Below are 19,456 nucleotides of genomic sequence, written 5' to 3' on the forward strand. Positions count from 1 at the left end.
ATCGTAAGCTATTTACTATGGTGAAGGAATTTTTTCTGGCTGTTCTGTTTTAATTGGTTTTCCTCTCCACCAAGTAGCTAAAGATGAGCCAGTTATATTCATGAGCGGGCCAAAAATTGCTGGCGCTAAACCAACTGTTGCCACTTTTCCCATTTCTTGAGCAATTGCAGAGGCAAGACCACTGTTTTGTAAGCCAACTTCTAAGGCAATGGTTCTGCAAGACTTTTCATCTAACTTAATCAACTTGCAGAGCATATAGCCAGAAAAATACCCGGTTATGTTGTGGATAAAAGCTACCAGAATTAATGTTAAACCAATATTTAACAAACTATCTCTACCAGAAGCAGTAATAACAGTTATAATTGCAGCAATGCCAAACATAGAAACTTTAGGCATAATGCTTTCCAGTTTTTCTGCAAAGCTTTTGAGAAACCAACCAATTAGTGTAATTACAAACACAACTCCCAGTAATACCCAAAACTCTTGTAGCCAAGCATAGTCAACAAATTGACTTATTCCGAAAACAACCACCACCATTGAAATAAGAATAACTCCAATTCGAATCATACTTTTTTTAGTAGCTTCATTTGCAGAATAATGAAATAACAAACCTGCAACAATTGGGAAAATAACCATTCTAAAGATGCTCCACATCATTCCCAAAAAATCTATCGGAACATATTGACCAGCCAGTTTCTGCATCAAAAAAGGAGTCATAATTGGAGCTGATAATGTTGCACAAGCTGTAAGAGTAACAGAAAGAGCCACATTTGCCTTGGCGATAAATGCCATTACATTTGAAGCTAAACCACTTGGAGAAGAGCCCACTAGAATTACTCCCGCTGCAATCTCAGGTGGAAAATCAAAGACTTTGGCTATACTTAAACCGATTATTGGCATTATAGAAAATTGGCAAACCAAGCCTACAATTACACCTTTAGGCATTTTAATAACACCCACAAAGTCTTTTACACTCATGGTAGTTCCCATACCAAACATGATAATCTGTAATAGCGGAACAATTAAAACTGAGAGTTTAAAACTGCCATACTGTGTAAAGTATTCTGGATAAAACATAGATGCAGTTACCGCAGCAAAAATCCAAATGGTGAATGAAAAGCCAGAAAGTTTAGGAAAGCCTGTAAAGATAATTGCCAATAAGATGAAACTCAGCACCAAAGCAGGTCCGACAAAAGCTTGAAAAGCTGCAAAATAGCAAGCACAAAAAGTTACGAAACAAACCAGTGAGGCAATTAATAATGCCTTATAAACAGTATTAGGTAATTGCATACCTTAAAAAATTTTGCTCTTAAATTATAGTTTTGAAATGAGCCATAAGGATGAAAGGCCAATTAGCAAAATAATAAAAAAATACCAAACTGGAATTTTCCATTCATTAAAAGTTGACAAAGTCTGCAAATTTGACTCAGTACTGGTGTTCCAAGCGAGATTAAAGCTATTATCCGCTATTTGAGAGGCAATTTGGAGTACTTCCCAACTTGTATCTTCAGCCACGTAAAACCAATCTTTTACAGTTGTATCTGCTTCTAAATACACTTTATGCCAACCTGTAGAAACTGGCCAATAAGTATAATTATAGTCTTCGCTAATTTGGTAGTCTTGTAATGGACTTAATGAGGTGGTATCCGCTAAAGGACTGATAACCAATGATTCGATAGATTCAGGCTCTAAATCACTATCAACAGTTTTGAGTTTTAGTTGAACTGCTTTTCTTTTTAATGCAGGATAAATTCCGGATAATTCCCAGTGCTTTTCTTTAAAAGTTTCTTTTTGTAAATGATCAATTAAATATCGGTAGGTTCGATTAAATTTCTCATTTTCTCCTTCTAAAATAAAAGGATACAATGCTGGCAAAACCAAAACAGCTTGTTTTCCATAACCATCGAAGGCATAAACAGCCAGTAATTTCCCTTCTTCATTTACTAAGAGTGGATTTAACTTAGAACTTGGGGCAATGGTTGACAAAAGATCATCAATTGAGATTTCTACACCCAATTGAGAATCTCCAAAGCTGATACTTTTCTCTTGATATGAAAGTAGATTTGGTTGAAAGCCAGTAAAATATTTATTCGATGGTAATCCCTGTCCTTGAGTACATAAAAGCAAACCAACACCATTTTCATTAGTCACCGTTTGGACTATATTTCTTTCTCTAGTACTAAAATTTTCCCAAGCAGAATTATCCAACACAATCAAATCAAAATCAGATAAAAACTGGCTATTAATCGAAACCTGAGCAGATTCATCAGTATTTAACACTTCGGTTTGATACTTTTCTTTAGAAATTTGTGATCTGTAAAACACTACATCACCCCTGTCGCTTAAATAATCTTTCAGATATTTCCATTCGAAGTTGGGAAAGCCTGTTAAAAGCAAATACTTTCTCTTTAATGGTCCTTCAACTAACACAGGTATTTCATGAGTATCTGAAACTTTATTATCTGTTGTTTTTTCTAGTAAATTAAAAAGATATCTGCCCGGACTTTCAGTAATATCAATGTTTAAAGTAAAAGTCTGAAAACCAGTATTAATCAATAAAACAGAATCTCTCTTTTGCCCAGAAGCTTCTAGAAAAATTTTAATCGGTTCAGTATCTGACTTGTAATAAGTTCCTTTTAACTCCCAGACTGAACCCGCAACTGTTTTATTTGAAAAGCTAATTTGCTGTACACCTTCTTTAAAACCTTCGGGAAAATATTTTACATTTTTACCTTTAAGAAATGCTTGTAAATTGTCTTCTAAGCCGATTCCGGCAATTAACCAAGATTGATAAATATCTAGCATTTCTCTAAAATGCTTCAATTTTTCAATAGAAACAGCATCAGAGAGTTTACCTGAGTTTTTCTTGGTTCGCAAATCAATTATTTCGTCTGGATTAAAACTTTCTGTGAGACTGCTTACCAAAGAATCTGAAGCTCCTTCTGTAATTAACAGAGCCTGATCTGCTGAGGAAGATTTTAACAAAACAGGCTTTAAGCTCATGCCGAAAAGAGCCAATACTATAAGGATAATAGCCGACAGCCTACCAGCAAGATATGCTTTATTTTTTCTTTTGAGCTCAATAAAAATTAAAGCAAAAAGAAATAGAAGTAACAAGCATGTAATCCAGATAATGGTTTCTGAACTTGCGTCAAATCTAATATTCATGAAGTGTTTGTTTTAACAATTGAGCTTACAGACCCTGCAATTGATCATTAAAAATTTCGGTAAGCCTGCTTTTAGTTTTAACTTTTTTAAATCTTGAATGAAACTCTTCTGGTAACAAATTCAGCAACATTGCTTGCAAATTGGATATCTTTGTATCATTATAATCTTCTACATTTTCCACTTGCTGTATTTCCTTAATTTCTTTCAGCAAACCCAAATACTTTGAAGGATTTTCTATAGCTAAAGGTGCAATTTCATTACCTGCAGCTTCAAGACTTGCTAGTTCAGCGCCAAATGGTTTCCTTTTCTCTTCTTTAATTATTTCCAAAACAGCAATCGCTTGTTTTACGCCCTCAAAAGGAATTTCGTCTTTATTTTCTTCAGAAACTTTTGGGCTGATTATATCATCTAATTCTCCTTTTAATCTTTTCTCAGCTTCTTTAATTGGAGGCGGCTCAAAACCAATTCTTTCTACATAAATTCTAGACTTTTGCTGAACCTCTTTCAGCAAATCCAAAATTTTGTATTCGATCGGTAAAGCTTTTTCTGGTTCGTTCATTCTTAACTGCAACTCAGATTCCCACATTAAGGCAAGAGCTGCTTTAAGTTGCGCTTTGGTAGAACTGAAGTAAAAAGTAGCCTCATCAGCAGAATCGTGCGTATGCATCATATCTTCTGAAACCGAAGCGCCATTATTTAGTTTCACCATGCCTTCTCCGTACTCACTTTCCGAATCACCTGTTTCTTCACCACCATGTTTATGATTGTGCTCTTCTAAAAGATTCTTCTCCATCTCACTTTGCGTATCGTGTAAATGAGAATATTGATCAACAAGAGATTTTACTTTCTCCTCATTGCTCATATTTTCATCGTGATGGTCTTCGTCGTGATGCATTTCCAAGGTACCACCTTCCATACTGTTTTCAGCCTCTTCACCCAAAAATTCACCATATCTTAACCTGAGTACTTTCTGGTCATATCCAATATTGTTAGATGTTTTATCAAATTCTTCTTTAGATATTTTACCGCGCTGTGCAATTAGCTTTTCAGTATCTATAATTAACTGGCGTTGGCTTCTAAAATAAGCCGGCATAAAGTCTGCACCTAAACCACTATCTACCGTGATAGACTCTCGTGAAGTATCGTTTAGAATGGCAAAATAAGTCTCTGTTCTTGTTTTTAATGGTTCTGGTGCTCGATTATCCAACACTTCTAAATAATAATACAATTCATCACCGGGCCCCGCTTCTAACTCATACAAATCTAGTTTTTTAGACAACTCGGCAGTTTTACTTCCAGCTTTTAAGGCCTGTTTTAATGAAATTTTTTCTTCTCTAAATTTCACAGACTCACCACTCCCTTTACTAATTGTGGCGATTAAATAAGCATCACTTAACCCGTAATCGTCTCTTATTGTAGCTTTTACATTAAAGCTGGCTGGCTCGCCAAAAGCGAAAGACTGGTATTGAGGTAAATCTGCCAGAAAAATATCTGGTTTACGATCTTCTATTATTTCAATCTTGTAATAATCGCTTCGCTGTTCGCCATCTTCTGTCTTATATACGATTTGGTAAATCATATTTTCTTCTACACTCAAAGCAAACTGGTAAGTTTTACTTTTTTCTGATTGGCTAAATACTTTTCCTTTAGCGGTTCTAAGCTCACAGCTATTTACCTCTCCTGTAAAATCCAGATTTATAGTTAATTTACTAAACTGAGGCACTTTTGCATTTCCTTGAGCTTCGTACTTGGCAGGAATTTTTGTGTAGACAGGTGGATTAATCTGAATGTTGATCTTAGAAAGCTCAGCTTTACTATTTACTTCGGAAACAGATTTAATTTCTGTGCTTTCTGGCATGATTGAAGCCTCTTCTGCAATTGCATTCTCTTGCTTATTCTGAATCAGAAAATTACCAATCGCAAATGCCACTAAAGATACAATTACTACCGAAGCAAATACTTTTGCGATTGGAACCGGAAGTTTGGTTTCTTTTAATATTGGAGCATATCTTTTTTCAATCTTTTGAACTTGCAAAGTTTCTAGCAAATTCAAGTTCTCTCTGTTCTTAAGAAATAGAAAACCAGAAGATTCTGTTTCGGGGAAAATCTCATCTAAAAAGTTAGCTACTTTATTTTCGTCTATTTCATTCTTCTTATAATACTGAATGGCGAAAAATATAGAAATGGCAAATACAATTCCGCTAGCTAGCAGATACCAATCTGGAATGAGATAATAAGTAATTATCAATACCGGCAAAAACAGAAGTAAAGCAATGCCAATTGATAATATTTTTTGTTGCGTTCTCCACTTTAGCAACAAAGCTTTAAAAGGATATTCTTTTTGCTGCATCATAATACATTTCTTACTGATACCCACCTTTCTACAAGGATGAGCAAACCTGCTATAATTAGCAGAAAGTATTCTATTGATGTGTTGCTTTCTAATTGTCGGTTATCTGCTTCCGAATTGATACCGGCTTTTTGTATCATCGAAAACTTCTTTAACTGAGATTGGCTAAGTGTTCTCAAATCAGCATGGTTTAATTGCTGCGTATGAAAATCTGATGGTTGAAATACCTGTTTTGCTAACTGTTCTGCAATTGTTACATCTGGTCTTCCTTCGGCAGTGTTCAGGTAAAGCTTTTTCATTATTCTCACTGGCTTATCGGTAAATTCGTTAACCAGCGAAGTATGTGTGTTGGTAGATTCCAGTAACAAAACCTTTTGCTCTGGAATGTTTTGAGGTACTTGTGTATTAAGTCCCCAAATTAATAAATCGACAGAATATAAACTATCAGTTTTGATTTGCTCACTTGAAATTGTGCTGATTTCAATTTGCTGGTAGTGATACAAAGACAAACTATTAAATGCAGCTTTAAAATAATTAAGCATATCTTGCTGTTTATCAGTTTCTTCCTCGCCTTTTACAAATAAAACTTTTAATTCGTTTTCAGAGATTTTTAAGTTCGTCTGGCTATCAAAAAGCACTGAGTCATTTTGCATTTCCCAACTGATGCCAGCCACATTGCCTTCGGTTGCTTTCTTTACAGGAATCCACTTTTGACTTGTTCCTTTCTCTGAGCTCTCAATAATTTCGAACAAAAGAGAATCGCTATTCACTTGCCTAACATTGGCAACATAAGCTGTTGTGTTATCTTCGGAGGGAACCGTCATCCAGTTAATTGGGAATGGTAATGCCGATAGCGATTTACCAAAACTCCTTATGCCAGACTTGGTGTAATACACTACACTATCTGGTTTTACTGGCTCAGTAAGTAAAACATTCATCAAGTTTGCATCAGCAAAATGCAGATTTTTATCTGAGATTGCTGCTTCGTAGTCACTTTCCGAATCAAACTCTGGTAATCCCCAGCTAGTAAAAAGAACCTTCTCTCCTTTGTTGATGTGTTCTTGCAGTTTGGTTTTAATAGCAGCAGATTTTTCAAGTCCTTTATCTATTAAAACAATTACCTGATTTTCCTTTTCGCTTGATGAAGAAAAAACAAGGTTTGCCAAAGCAAATACAATTAAAGCAAGAATTAAACACCTTAGCGCTAGCAGTCTTTTCTGATTGAGCTGGATACTGTTGACACTTTCTCGGGGCAATTGCATAAGGAACCTTACAGATCCTAACTGCAATGCTTTTTCTTTTTTGCGATTCCAAAGATGTATGGCTAATGGAACCAATAAAGAACCTAGTAGTAGTAGATATGCGGGTTGAAGTAGTTTCAATTTTTGTTGTTGATAGAATACCAAATTTATACTTCAAAATTGTAAATCTGAAACTACTTTCAAAATGCTTTTATAAGAAAGGGAAAATTTATGCTGTAATTGAAAAATAAAGGGATAAATGGGGATTATTGTGATATTCTGAGAATAAATTATGATAATTCAAGATATTAACTTTGACTTTCAGATGTTAGATACTTCCAAATGAAGCTTATCAAAATTTTGATTAAGGTAAATATTGCGACAAAGAGAGCTATTAATGTTAAAGCTTTTATCATTAATCCTTCAAAAGGAATAACTGTAATATGCCAACCTGGAATAATGCTAGTAGAAAAATTTAAATTTGTTTCAAGTAAATTAGTATCAAGCAGAATTACTGTTATTGCAATTGCGGTTATCAAAAATGATAAAATCTTAATTACTATGTTTTTTTTCATCATTGAATATCATCTAGATCGATTAACACTCCACATTTTTCGTCTTTCATCAAGAATTGATTGAAGCAATTCATCATAGGTGTAAAAATCCCAGTTTGCTTTTTCTTGACTATAGATAAACCTTGCAGTTGGTATGTAACCATTCGTTCCTCCACATGATAAAGTATAGTTAATTTCTTTAGTAATTAAACTACCTCGCCTTAACTTAAAAATTCTTTTAACTGTAATTGAAGTATTACTAATATTGATATCAATTGTGTCTTGAGTAATCTGCTTATAGTTGATAAAGTGATAAGAAGTAAAATCTCTTTTCTTCTTAGTTAACTTATCTATTAGCTCTTGTTCTGAAAGATATTCTATAGTGAAATTTCCAAAGTCAGTCTGTAACTCATTTCTCACCGGATTTACAATAGAAGAATCTTTTACAGCTTTATCTACAATCAAAAAATGGATGTTTTCAATTTGATTTAAATCCTTATTGTTTTCTATCAATCGACTACTGTAATAATCTATAGTTCTATTATAGAAACCAGCTAATGAAAAATCCTTCACTGCTTGTGCTTTTACACAAGTGAAGGATATCATCAATATCGTTAAGAAGAATAAATTTCTCATAGTTTATTTTTGCCAAAACTTCCACCAAGGTTTTGAAAAACCTTGCGGCTCAGCATATACTAAAATACGTTTCTGTAAAGATTTAGCAAAACCATTTTTAGTACTCACCTCTTTTTCTCTTTTGTTTTTACTCTTACAATCCACTTTGTATTCTAGTACTTCTGTATTAAATATTTCTTTGATGTTTAATTCAGTAGTAATCAAATTGGCTCTATCTTGAAACTCCGCTATGGTATTGTTAATCCTTACCTCATTCCACTTGTAATCTACTGCAACATGAGCAAAAGACATTACTGATTTCTCAATCAAACTTTCTATCTCATCTATTTTACCAGACATAAACAAGAAATCAATCTTAGAGAGAGACTCTTTATTTTTTTCGATAATCACATCGTATCCGGTAACCTTATCGAAATATGGAAAAATGGTTTCTTTTAGTCTTAATTTGACCTTAGCAACTGTTTTATCTAAATCGAAATCATTATCGATTTTCAGTGCCTGATTGTGCTTATCTTTGATACCAAAATCTGCACAAGACAAATTGATATTTGATGTCATTTTGTTACCAAATCGATTTACATCAGTACCAAAGTTTTTCTTATACCATTCTGGTCTCGGTGCTTCTATAGAAAACTTTAAATAAGGTCTCAATAGATAAACTCCTTTATCAAATGGCTTAAAGTCGATTACATACTTAAGTCCATTTGCTTCTTTATAAAAAAGGTATTTTCCTTTATCGTAAGTAAAACCTTTCTCTGTAATTGTTGGAGCTACTTTATCTAGAATGGAATCATAAATCTCTAAAGGCATTAAACCTCTAAAAGCGATATCTACATTGTGTTTGATTCCATCTGGTGAAGAAAAGTTTTCTAGTACTTGATCGATCTGATCTTTCGGAACAAATTGCTTCGGTTTAGAATAGAATATTTCATCTTGGCTGTAAGATGCCCCAGTCATCATCTTTACTAAATCAAATGCAATGCTTCCACCAATCTGGTCATGTGTCCATCTGTCTAGTACTTCTGTATCTCCATAGGCTTTTGTGAAAAAATACTCTTCACCATCTTCAAACTCACGCTTCACATAATAATCTTTCTCTATGGGTAATTCCTGACCAAAATCTGAAACAACATCTGGGCTGTATCCTTCTTTTAACCTAATGCTTTGTGCATTTCTAATATAATGATATCCATAACTATTAGAAACTTCATAATTCATTATAGAAAGAACTTCGTGCCATTGAAATTTGTCTGCAATTACTCTCTCTGCTTCGGAGAAATGTCCTTCACGCTTTAAGCTATAAATTCCTTCGTAAATTAGGTAGGTAGCACCATTCACTTTTCCTATATAAACACCATATCTAGTTCTGGTGTCTGCTTCATCAAAAGAGCTTTCTTTGTTGTAAACATAGTTTTTAAAACCAAGTGATTTTAAAAGCTGTTGTTCTTGTTCGTCTGTTAAAGCTGGTTTAATAAATATTGCTTCGCTCGAAAATCCCATTTTGTTAATCGTTTGTGCAAAAAAGGTAATTTTTAATTGAAATCCTCTTATACACTAAAGCTAAATTTCACAATAAATTATTATTATTCTCCTTCTTGCTGCTTTCTTTTTAAATCTTTGTGAGCCTTAATAATAGCAGCAGTTTCGTCTTGAGAATAATTATGATCTCTATCAAATAGCGGTCCTTCTAATGCCAATAACTTTCTTAGTTTATTATACAATTGAGAAACAGCTAGAAGCAATAAGCCTATTATAATTAGAGAGATTATTTGCCCCATTGGAGCTAGTTTTCTAAAGTCAAATGCAAAGAACTTCAAGATGGTAATTGCAAATAAAACCAATGAGATCATTCTGAGTTCTTTAAGCTTAAACCTTAATCCGATATACATAAAGATAAAAGACAGTATCGACCAAAGTATAGAGAAACCTGTGAGTCTTACCTGATACAAGAAATCGTCTATACTCGGTATTTCGGACCAAGCACTTCTTATCAACACTATGTTATGTTCTAACTCATAACTCATATGGCAAATAACCACAATACATAAAAACCAAAGTGCAAATGAGTATTTACCAGAAGCATATGATTCTGAACTTACAATATCTTTAATTAGAATATAATTGAGGAAAACAGATATGATTACATTCAAATAATGTGTGCCAAATGGATAGAATGGCAATGTATCATTTAAAAATCCACTTCTAAGCACTAATGCAGCTCTATGGCCAAAGATGATATAGAATATAACACTAAGCCCCATTAACCAACCCACAGATTCTTGCAAACGCCTAATATCAAGTTTGTATACCATGTATCGCATCAATAACATAAATAGCATAGTATAACCATCAATCAGAATAGTTCTATACTCTGAACCACCAACTAAATTTGGCGCGTGCCATAGTAGCTCGAACACACCTATAAAATAGCTGATAAACATTAAGAAAGAACTCAATGTTTTTGCATAATACACTTTGGTAATGGCTATTACGTCGTATTCTTTTTTATCTGAATAGAACAGTGTGATAATAGCACTTAAAGAAAGAACTGTAACAAATCCTGAAGCAAAGCCGCTATTAAAAACTAGAGGTAGTGTTTTCGGTGCAAAGTAAGTTTGCGACCAATTATAAAACATAGTTAAAAGCGATAATGTAGTAACTACCGCAGAACCATTTCTTAGTGAATTACTTCCCATTCTAATACCTAACCATGCAAGTATTACCCCTTCTATTGACCACCATATATTTACATATAGGGCACTAAACTCCATCCAAATAGAAAGTGTAATCAGGGTTATTGAAAATGCCATCAACTGCCTTTGTACGCCTTTACCCATTTTCTCACTACCATACAGCATTAATGCATAATACAGTTGGAATATACCCAAGCCAGCGATAAATGCCGGACGATAGCTTAATGCACCGCTATCACTCAATAAGTTCAACACATTAATGAGATACAATACTGTAATAGCCATTAACAAGAAATAATCAACCGACTTGTATTCTATACTTGGCTTAAGGTTATAAGCTACTACGCTCATAAAGAATATAGCATAGTAAATTGTAGCAAAACATAAAGCAGAGATGTATTGAACCCTAAGTGTAAAGTCTGTAGTAATAAGATATACTTGAAATGCTATTAAAGTAGCAGCTAAAGGAATAGCCAGAATAATATGCCATTGCTTTTTATAAGCAAGTATTAAAAATATAATGTCTACAGCGAGTAAGTAGGAAAAAAAGAATACAGGATTTTTTTCGCCTGTACTTACCAGAAATGGAGAAACAAAAGCGGCTATATAAGCTAATAAGGCAATATCTTTCCGCTCGAATTTAAAAGTGTAAAATATTAAAATAAGACTCACAACCACATTACCTGCAAATGCTTGAGACTTACTCAGTACATCATATTCATGAAAAGACAAGGATATGGTATACATAATTGTTGCAGCTCCAACACCCATAAACAATGTTCGGGTTCGCTGAACAGTGGTAAGAATAAGATGCGACAGAGTTATAAATGCAGCACCTAAGCCAAAACCAACTATTACTCTATAAGTCTCATTGATATAGCCCTTACTTATACCATACTGATACAAAACTGCTACCGCCGCCAATATGATTAAAAAAGCAATTTTATTCAGTAAGTTTTCGCCAATGTATCGCTCAAGGTCTTTTTGTATTAGAGGAATTTCTGATTGTAATTCTTTAAAGTTTGAGCCAATTTTTTGAGACAGCTCACCACTTTGGGCATTGCCCATTTTCATTTGTTGTATCTGTGCTCTTACAACTTCTGGGTCTTCTTTAAATTCTTTAATATAAACTTCAGCTTTAGCTAGCTTATATTTCATTGGATCGTTTTCTGGATCTCTTACTACTGGTGGTCTTTTTTTAAATATATCTTTTGCAGGAGGATAAAATCGTTTAATAATATCTTCGTGCTTACTCAGTTCTCCTTCATGTCTTAAAATAGCATAGCTTTCATCATTCTCAATCGAACGATAAAATTTATCTTTATAGAAATGTGAGTCTCTGTAATCTTCTAACAGTTGGCGAAAATCGTCCATATCCTGCTCGATTTTAATTCTTACAGGACTTTTTTCCTTTTCATCATCTTCTTCCTCACTATTGGCATCTTTTTTTTCAGGCATGTCATCCTCATCCTGAAGCGTTTCTTCTTCTGGTTCATCAGACTCTTCACCGTCTTCGTCCCACTCCTCATCATCATCTGGATAACCATCTATATCCAGATAGTCCTCTTCATCGTCTCCATCATAATCTGACGCGTATCCTAAGTCATCGTCACCCCAACCGTGGTCATCTTCCTCTTCTTCTTCAGGAAAATCCTGCATAAACTTAAAATCTAATTATTTTATAATGGCTCTTAGAGAAATATATTACTTTCCTTTTGTATCTAAATACTAAAGTAATATAAAAACTAAAGGCTTACAAAACTGTAAGCCTCTAATTGATTTTAACAAATAAAGTATTAATTAGTTTAAAGACCACACTTCTTCTTGGCTGTTGTCTTCTATGTTTAAAATTAACCTTAATGGATTTGGAATAATTACCAATTTCGCTGGTTTATCGCCATACTCATCTACAACGATTAAGACTCCCTCATCGTGATTTACTTTAAATGTAGTACCATGTTCATTTTCTCCAGCAACTTCATATTTATTTGCCAGATAATTTAAAGGAGCTTCTAATTCTGCGTCTGGTGATAAATCATCGTATACTTCTTCGAGAATGTTTTTGAGGTTTTCGCCGTGTTCTAGTTGAAAATTGTTTTCAAGTTTTCTTAAATTTTCTTTTAATTCAACACTGGCAGAAAAACTGGTTGCGACTTGTTGTCTTGCTAAAATTAGCTCGGCAAGTGCTTTGTCTATTGCATGTGCATTAATTGTAAGCATAAATTTAAAATTGGTTAAGTTATTTATTGGTTTTGATGCTTCAATACTAGCGATTTAAACAATAAATCATAATTGAAATTCCATAAAATAACAGTTTCTTAAATTTCCTGATAAAGATCAGTTTTTAATTACCCTTTCTTTAAGCCGATAGTCATATTCAGGCAATATTGGCTTTTTAATTATTTATGAATGCTTAGCTTTGCAGATCAAATAAAATATCAAATTACTACTAAGTGGTTATGAATATTGAGGAAAAGATAGGCCAAGCAATTACGGCTTGTATACAGGAATTGTATGGAGAAAATGTAGACCCTGAAAAAATTAGTTTACAGGCTACCAGAAGAGATTTTGAAGGAAATTACACTTTTGTAACATTCCCTTATTCTAAAGTTGCCAGAAAGAAGCCAGAGGCTATTGGAGAAGAGATTGGCAACCTTTTATTGCAGAAAGAAAGCCTTGTAGAAAAATTTAATGTAGTTAAAGGATTTTTAAATCTTTCCATTTCGCAAAGATACTGGATCGATTTGCTTATAGATATTTACACCAACCCAACATATGGTAAGCTAGAGCGCAATGGTGAAAAAGTAATGGTGGAGTATTCTTCGCCAAATACTAACAAACCTTTGCACCTTGGTCACTTACGTAATAACTTCTTAGGTTATTCTGTTTCGCAGATTATGGATGCAGGTGGTTACGAAGTAATGAAAACCAATTTGGTAAACGACCGCGGTATTCATATTTGCAAATCGATGTTGGCTTACCAAAAGTTTGGAAACGGAGAAACTCCTACTGCCGAAAAGAAGGGCGACAAACTAGTTGGTGATTACTATGTAAAGTTTGATAAAGCTTTTAAAGAAGAATTAGCGCAAATAAAACCAGAGCTAAAAGAAAAATATCCTGAAAAAACAGACGAAGAAATAGGCAAACTGACTGAGCAATCTTCTACTTTATTAAACGAGGCAAAAGCCATGTTAAAAAAGTGGGAAGAAGGCGATACAGAAGTAGTTGCTCTTTGGGAAAAGCTTAATAACTGGGTTTATGAAGGTTTTGATGTAACCTACAAGCAAATGGGTGTTAGCTTCGACAAAGTATACAAAGAATCTGAAACTTACCTACTTGGTAAAGACATTATTGAAGAAGGTCTTGCTAAAGGTGTTTTCTATAAAAAACCAGATGGTTCTGTTTGGATTGATCTAAGCAATGATGGTTTAGATGAAAAACTGGTACTTCGTGCTGATGGAACATCTGTTTACATGACACAAGACATTGGAACCGCAGAATTGAAGTTTAAGGACTTTCCTATGCAGAAATCTGTGTATGTAGTAGGTAACGAGCAAGATTACCACTTTAAAGTGCTTCAACTAATCATGAAAAAGCTTGGCCGCCCATATGCAGATGGAATCTACCATTTGTCTTACGGCATGGTTGATTTGCCAAGTGGTAAAATGAAATCTCGTGAAGGAACTGTTGTAGATGCAGATGATTTGATGAAAGAGATGGAAACAACAGCGAGCCAGCGTACAGAAGAATTAGGTAAAATTGATGGTTTTACACCAGAAGAAGCACAAAAGCTTTATCATCAACTGGCAATGGGTGCATTAAAATACTACTTGCTAAAAGTTGACCCGAAAAGAAGAATGCTGTTTAATCCTGAAGAGTCTATCGATTTTCAAGGAAACACTGGTGTTTACATCCAGTATAACCATGCTAAAATCTGTGCGATAATTCGCAAAGCAGAAAAGGATGGCATCGCTTACAAAAACTCTACTTTAAGTGATTTAAGCGAGATCTCTAAAACAGAAGAAGAACTGGTATTTTTACTAAGCCAATATCCGGCAAAAGTAAAAGAAGCTTGCGATCTTTATGCACCTTCTATTATTGCAAGTTATGCTTACGAACTAGCTAAAATGTATAGCAAGTTTTACTCAGAACTTCCAATATTTAGCGAAGAAGTAGAAAGTAAAATGATTTTTAGAGTATTGCTTTCTGCAACTGTAGCCTCAACAATTAAAAAAACAATGGGACTTCTCGGTGTAGATGTACCAGAACGAATGTAATTGAATAAATGAAGTTCGGTAAATTACTAGATTTAAACGAAGCAGATTTTTCCTTTCCGGAAGTGCCTCAAGAAACCAAAGCCTTTTTCGAAAGACTTTCTAAGAGCGATGTTTCCGGAGAGGAAAAACAACTATGCGAAATTCAAATTGGTTGTCCAGCTTGGTCTTGCAAAGAGTGGATTGGTAAAATTTATCCTGTTGGTGCTAAAAGCAAAGATTTCTTAAAGTACTACGGTAATAGTTTCGATACCATCGAACTCAATACAACTTATTACCGAACACCAGATTTAAATACACTCTTGAGGTGGAAAAGTATGACACCAAATACTTTTCAGTTTTGCCCAAAAATCTCTAAACAAATCAGTCACTCTAGAAGGCTTAATAGTGTAAGTCTGCTTACCGAGGAGTTTTGCCAGGCTTTTAATGAATTAGAAGAACAATTAGGTAGTTTTTTTCTGCAACTCCCTCCTAACTTTACTACCAACGAGGTTGATAAGTTAGAAGCATTCATTCTTAATTTCCCAAAAGGTTACCAATTAGCTGTTGAGTTTAGACACGAAAGTTGGTTTGCCGAGCCAGAAGCATTTAAAAAGATTTGCAATTTACTTGAAGAGCAAAATATGCTCACTTGTATTTCTGATGTGGCAGGCAGAAGAGATGTATTGCATTTAAGAGTTACTACTGACGAGTTGATGGTGAGGTTTGTTGGTAATAAATTGCACCCAAGTGATTATACAAGAATTACAGACTGGGTTCAGCAAATTAAAACTTGGGCAGATCAAGGATTGAAAAAAGTATATTTCTTTATCCATCAACCAGAAGAAATTGAATGCCCAGACTTGGCAGATTTTTTTGTGAAAGAGTTAAAAAAAGCTGGAAGTTTTAAAGTAAAAGCGCCAAGATTTAAAACCGGAGGCGTTCAATCAAGTCTGTTTTAAATAATTTCCCCCAAATTAATTACAAGTCAAGACAACCTCATATTCAGTATTGCATTATTTAGATAATAGCTATTATTTCTAAATCTTAAGTTTAAATTTCATAAAACTGAATTGTATTTTATTTAGTTATTGTAATATGATATTTAAATAACAAACATTCATATACATTTCAATTTATCTGGCAAGTCATGAAATTAACATACAGCATAAACTACAAATACATATTACTATTTTTTAGCCTTCTTTTTTGCAAAGATGTTTTTGCACAAAAGTTTTTGGTGCTCGATAATTATGGTAGAAAAAGAATAAAATTAAGTGTGGGAGATGACATTTACTTTAAACAAGTAGGCAACTCTACCAGATATCACGATTACATTGTGGGCTTAGGAGATTCTTCTTTAGTAATAAGTACGAGAAATATCGAAATGAAATTGAATGAGTTCGACAAGTTCTACTTTCCTAACCACACTACAAGGTTTTTAAGTGCAGGAACAGGTTTTATTGCAGGAGGATTTTTATTTGCGGCAGCAGTAGCTCCACTTGTCAGTGAAAAATCTTATGATCAGCAAGAGTCTGCCATTATTGGTTCTTCTTTTCTATTAACCTCTGCTGTTCTTCAGCTCTTCAAATGGAAAAAATTCAAAGTTAAGAAAAACAGCAGAGTTAGAATTATTGATACAACTTTTAGAAGTCAGTGATTAGTCTTCTAAGACTAATTTACTTCCAATAAATTGATCGCTACTTAGAGAGTTCAATTTAGATGCATGCATAATTTTCACATCTGCAACACCTTTATCTAAAGCCTGAAAGCAATTATGCATCTTTGGTAACATACCAGCAGTAATTACTTTTTCATCAATTAACTGTTGGTAATAATCTTTATCAATTAAAGAAATTACGCTGTCGTCATCTTCTGGATTTGCCAGTACACCATTCTTCTCAAAACAGTAAATTAGAGATACATCAAAATGCTCGCTAGCAGCAACAGCTAAAGTAGCGGCAATGGTATCTGCATTTGTATTGAGTAGACTACCTGCTTTGTCGTGCGTAATAGCACAGCAAACCGGAACAATTGAATTCTGTAAAAGCACATTGAGCATATTGGCATTTACGCTAATAATATCTCCTACAAAGCCAAAATCGATAGGTTCTTTGGGCCTAAATACTGATTGAATCAAATTCAAATCTGCACCAGAGAGTCCAACTGCGTTACAATTATTCGCTTGTAGCTGAGCAACAATGCTTTTGCTTACCCAGCCTGCATACATCATTGTAACCACCTTAAGGGTTTCTTCATTGGTGATTCTTCTGCCATCAACCATTTCTGGCTCAATGCCCATTTGAAGAGACAATCTACTAGCTAATTTTCCACCACCGTGCACAAGCACTTTTTTGCCTTCTAATTTGCTAAAATCAATCAGAAACTGTTTGAGTGCCTCTTCATTATCAATTACATTCCCTCCGATTTTTACTACATTCAGTTTCTCCATCACTTAGAAATTGGCTTTTAAGATTTGTTCAATCACAGCTTGTGCTGAATAAATTCTATTTTCCGCTTGCTTAATTACGATAGAGCTTTCACTATCCAATACATCATCACTCACAATTACATTCCTTCTTACAGGCAAACAGTGCATGAATTTAGCATCGTTGGTCAATTTCATCTTAGCAGCATCTATTTGCCACGAAGGATCAGAATTTAATACTTGTCCGTAGTCTTTAAATGAAGACCAGTTTTTTGTATAAATAAAGTCAGCTCCTTCAAAAGCTTTTTTCTGATCGTATTCAATCGTAGCTCCTTTGGTAAATTGCTCAGACAATTCGTAACCTTCTGGATGCGTGATTGTTAGATCGTAACCTGCAGCTAAAACCCACTCTGCAAATGAATTAGAAACAGCTTGAGGTAATGCTCTCGGATGTGGCGCCCAACTTAAAACTATCTTAGGTTTAGCTACTTTTTTATGCTCAGTAATTGTAATTAAATCAGCCAGAGACTGTAACGGGTGCCTAATGGCAGACTCCAAACTAATTACTGGAATACCAGCATACTTTTTAATTTGGTTGATTACATTGTCTTGGTAATCTTCGTCTTTGTCTTTAAGTCCCGGAAAAGAGCGGATACCCATTACATCAAAATAGGTTCCCATAACGGCAGCGGCTTCTTTTACATGTTCAGCTTTATTGCCATCCATCACCACTCCATCTGCAAACTCTAATTGCCATCCATCACTACTAAAATTCATTACTATAGGCGACATTCCTAGGTTTTGAGCGGCAACTTGAGTACTTAGGCGAGTTCTCAAACTTGGGTTTAAAAAGATAATACCCATTGTTTTACCTTTACCAAGGTGCTCACTTGCTTTAGGAACAGCTTTTAGATTTAAAGCAATTTCAATTAGTTTTTCTATATCGTTAACATCTTCTACTGATGTAAAATGTCTCATTTTATTAAACTGTCAATTCTTTATTGGATAATACATTTGTGAATGCTTCAAGGAAAATATCAGATTCCTTTTTACCTATTGTAAGCGAAGGCAACAATCTAAGTACATTTGGATTTGAAGCAGAACCCGTAAAAATTTTATGATCGAACAATAAGCTATTTCTGATGCCTTTTATAGGGCCTTCTAGCTCAACACCAATCATTAGACCTCTACCTCTCACTTCTTTTACACCATCAACTTGCTTTAATTGCTCCATCAAATAATCACCTGTGTTCTTCGCATTTTCAATTAGGTTTTGTTCTTCCATCACTTCGATTACAGCTAAGGCTGCTACACAAGCTAATTGGTTTCCTCCAAAGGTACTTCCTAGCATTCCATATTTTGCTTCGATATCTGGAGAGATGGCAATTGCTCCTACCGGAAAACCATTTCCGATACCTTTTGCCATTGTATAGATATCAGCTTTAAGATTATAATAGTCGTGCGAATAATACTTTCCGCTTCTACCACAACCACACTGCACAGCATCAGCAATTAACAAAGCACCATTTGCCTCACACAAACTTTTAATTTTGTCCATAAAACTTTGTGTTGGTAAATAAATACCGCCAATGCCTTGAATACCTTCAATAATTACAGCCGCTATATCTCCACTTTCAAAGGCTTTTTCTAATGCAGCTTCATCATTAAAAGGAAGAATAATGGCATTTTCAGTTTCGTTTACTGGTGCTATAATTTTAGGATTATCTGTAACTGCTACAGCCATAGAAGTACGTCCATGAAATCCCTTTGAGAAAGAAATGATTTTCTTTTTTCCAGTCTGAAATGAAGCGAGTTTGATTGCATTTTCGTTTGCTTCAGCTCCTGAATTACACAAGAATAATTGATAATCCGGAATGCCAGCAATTGCTCCCAAACGCTCAGCCAATTCAACCTGAAGGTTGTTAATCACTGCATTTGAATAGAAAACCATTTTCTGCATCTGCCTATTTATCCTATTAAGAAAATGAGGATTGCTGTGCCCGATAGAGATTACAGCATGACCACCATAAAAGTCCAGATACTTGTTTCCTTTATTATCCCAGATGTAATTGTTTTCACCTCTAATAGGCTCTATGTCATAGATGGGATAAACATCAAATGGTTTCATTATAA

General features: G+C 34.4%; 15 protein-coding genes. 3 read left to right on the top strand and 12 right to left on the bottom strand.

What is annotated here, in order from left to right:
* Window positions 1-15 precede the first annotated feature (15 nt).
* The 9 genes from OQ292_RS19470 to OQ292_RS19510 form a co-directional block, all read right to left on the bottom strand.
* Window positions 16-1,290 carry a bile acid:sodium symporter family protein gene (locus OQ292_RS19470; protein ID WP_284683814.1) on the bottom strand — a complete coding sequence of 425 codons (1,275 nt, stop codon included), beginning with the start codon at window positions 1,288-1,290 and terminating at the stop codon, window positions 16-18.
* A gap of 24 nt (window positions 1,291-1,314) precedes the next feature.
* Window positions 1,315-3,168, bottom strand: coding sequence for a hypothetical protein (locus OQ292_RS19475; protein ID WP_284683815.1), 1,854 nt, complete (start codon window positions 3,166-3,168; stop codon window positions 1,315-1,317).
* Between the two features lie 25 nt (window positions 3,169-3,193).
* Window positions 3,194-5,521 carry a DUF4175 family protein gene (locus tag OQ292_RS19480; RefSeq protein ID WP_284683816.1) on the bottom strand — a complete coding sequence of 776 codons (2,328 nt, stop codon included), beginning with the start codon at window positions 5,519-5,521 and terminating at the stop codon, window positions 3,194-3,196.
* Window positions 5,518-6,900, bottom strand: coding sequence for a BatA domain-containing protein (locus OQ292_RS19485; RefSeq protein ID WP_284683817.1), 1,383 nt, complete (start codon window positions 6,898-6,900; stop codon window positions 5,518-5,520). Before OQ292_RS19485 ends, OQ292_RS19480 begins: the two co-directional genes overlap by 4 nt.
* Window positions 6,901-7,067: 167 nt before the next feature.
* Window positions 7,068-7,337, bottom strand: coding sequence for a hypothetical protein (locus tag OQ292_RS19490; RefSeq protein ID WP_284683818.1), 270 nt, complete (start codon window positions 7,335-7,337; stop codon window positions 7,068-7,070).
* 6 nt (window positions 7,338-7,343) lie between these two features.
* Window positions 7,344-7,949, bottom strand: coding sequence for a hypothetical protein (locus OQ292_RS19495; protein ID WP_284683819.1), 606 nt, complete (start codon window positions 7,947-7,949; stop codon window positions 7,344-7,346).
* A gap of 3 nt (window positions 7,950-7,952) precedes the next feature.
* Window positions 7,953-9,449, bottom strand: a complete 1,497-nt coding sequence (locus OQ292_RS19500) for a hypothetical protein (protein ID WP_284683820.1) — start codon at window positions 9,447-9,449, stop codon at window positions 7,953-7,955.
* A gap of 83 nt (window positions 9,450-9,532) precedes the next feature.
* On the bottom strand, window positions 9,533-12,301 hold the full coding sequence (locus OQ292_RS19505) for a DUF2339 domain-containing protein (protein ID WP_284683821.1): 2,769 nt from the start codon (window positions 12,299-12,301) through the stop codon (window positions 9,533-9,535).
* A 141-nt stretch (window positions 12,302-12,442) separates the two neighbouring features.
* Window positions 12,443-12,862, bottom strand: a complete 420-nt coding sequence (locus OQ292_RS19510) for a hypothetical protein (protein ID WP_284683822.1) — start codon at window positions 12,860-12,862, stop codon at window positions 12,443-12,445.
* Between the two features lie 239 nt (window positions 12,863-13,101).
* On the opposite strand from OQ292_RS19510, the gene argS reads away from it, so the two are divergent.
* The 3 genes from argS to OQ292_RS19525 all read left to right on the top strand — a co-directional run bounded on the left by argS (window position 13,102) and on the right by OQ292_RS19525 (window position 16,555).
* Window positions 13,102-14,919, top strand: coding sequence for an arginine--tRNA ligase (argS, locus tag OQ292_RS19515; protein ID WP_284683823.1), 1,818 nt, complete (start codon window positions 13,102-13,104; stop codon window positions 14,917-14,919).
* 8 nt (window positions 14,920-14,927) lie between these two features.
* Window positions 14,928-15,857, top strand: coding sequence for a DUF72 domain-containing protein (locus tag OQ292_RS19520; protein ID WP_284683824.1), 930 nt, complete (start codon window positions 14,928-14,930; stop codon window positions 15,855-15,857).
* A gap of 188 nt (window positions 15,858-16,045) precedes the next feature.
* Window positions 16,046-16,555, top strand: a complete 510-nt coding sequence (locus OQ292_RS19525) for a hypothetical protein (RefSeq protein ID WP_284683825.1) — start codon at window positions 16,046-16,048, stop codon at window positions 16,553-16,555.
* Here the strand turns inward: OQ292_RS19525 and argB are convergent, their stop codons facing one another.
* Genes argB through OQ292_RS19540 form a run of 3 tightly spaced genes read right to left on the bottom strand, consistent with a single transcriptional unit; the run spans window position 16,556 to window position 19,451 of the window.
* Window positions 16,556-17,347: an acetylglutamate kinase gene (gene argB / locus OQ292_RS19530; protein WP_284683826.1), complete on the bottom strand. Its 792-nt coding sequence runs from the start codon at window positions 17,345-17,347 to the stop codon at window positions 16,556-16,558.
* 3 nt (window positions 17,348-17,350) lie between these two features.
* Window positions 17,351-18,301 carry an N-acetylornithine carbamoyltransferase gene (locus OQ292_RS19535; protein ID WP_284683827.1) on the bottom strand — a complete coding sequence of 317 codons (951 nt, stop codon included), beginning with the start codon at window positions 18,299-18,301 and terminating at the stop codon, window positions 17,351-17,353.
* Window positions 18,302-18,305: 4 nt separating this feature from the next.
* Window positions 18,306-19,451 carry an aspartate aminotransferase family protein gene (locus tag OQ292_RS19540; protein ID WP_284683828.1) on the bottom strand — a complete coding sequence of 382 codons (1,146 nt, stop codon included), beginning with the start codon at window positions 19,449-19,451 and terminating at the stop codon, window positions 18,306-18,308.
* Window positions 19,452-19,456: the final 5 nt, after the last annotated feature.

Source organism: Chondrinema litorale (assembly GCF_026250525.1).
GTDB classification, from domain to species: Bacteria; Bacteroidota; Bacteroidia; order Cytophagales; family Flammeovirgaceae; genus Chondrinema; species Chondrinema litorale.

What these genes read in the sequence shown, in the direction of transcription:
- argB (WP_284683826.1), bottom strand. Translation starts at nt 17,347, where the DNA reads ATGGAGAAACTGAATGTAGTAAAAATCGGAGGGAATGTAATTGATAAT.
- OQ292_RS19495 (WP_284683819.1), bottom strand. Translation starts at nt 7,949, where the DNA reads ATGAGAAATTTATTCTTCTTAACGATATTGATGATATCCTTCACTTGT.
- OQ292_RS19510 (WP_284683822.1), bottom strand. Translation starts at nt 12,862, where the DNA reads ATGCTTACAATTAATGCACATGCAATAGACAAAGCACTTGCCGAGCTA.
- OQ292_RS19505 (WP_284683821.1), bottom strand. Translation starts at nt 12,301, where the DNA reads ATGCAGGATTTTCCTGAAGAAGAAGAGGAAGATGACCACGGTTGGGGT.
- argS (WP_284683823.1), top strand. Translation starts at nt 13,102, where the DNA reads ATGAATATTGAGGAAAAGATAGGCCAAGCAATTACGGCTTGTATACAG.
- OQ292_RS19490 (WP_284683818.1), bottom strand. Translation starts at nt 7,337, where the DNA reads ATGATGAAAAAAAACATAGTAATTAAGATTTTATCATTTTTGATAACC.
- OQ292_RS19470 (WP_284683814.1), bottom strand. Translation starts at nt 1,290, where the DNA reads ATGCAATTACCTAATACTGTTTATAAGGCATTATTAATTGCCTCACTG.
- OQ292_RS19520 (WP_284683824.1), top strand. Translation starts at nt 14,928, where the DNA reads ATGAAGTTCGGTAAATTACTAGATTTAAACGAAGCAGATTTTTCCTTT.
- OQ292_RS19525 (WP_284683825.1), top strand. Translation starts at nt 16,046, where the DNA reads ATGAAATTAACATACAGCATAAACTACAAATACATATTACTATTTTTT.
- OQ292_RS19475 (WP_284683815.1), bottom strand. Translation starts at nt 3,168, where the DNA reads ATGAATATTAGATTTGACGCAAGTTCAGAAACCATTATCTGGATTACA.
- OQ292_RS19535 (WP_284683827.1), bottom strand. Translation starts at nt 18,301, where the DNA reads ATGAGACATTTTACATCAGTAGAAGATGTTAACGATATAGAAAAACTA.
- OQ292_RS19500 (WP_284683820.1), bottom strand. Translation starts at nt 9,449, where the DNA reads ATGGGATTTTCGAGCGAAGCAATATTTATTAAACCAGCTTTAACAGAC.
- OQ292_RS19480 (WP_284683816.1), bottom strand. Translation starts at nt 5,521, where the DNA reads ATGATGCAGCAAAAAGAATATCCTTTTAAAGCTTTGTTGCTAAAGTGG.
- OQ292_RS19540 (WP_284683828.1), bottom strand. Translation starts at nt 19,451, where the DNA reads ATGAAACCATTTGATGTTTATCCCATCTATGACATAGAGCCTATTAGA.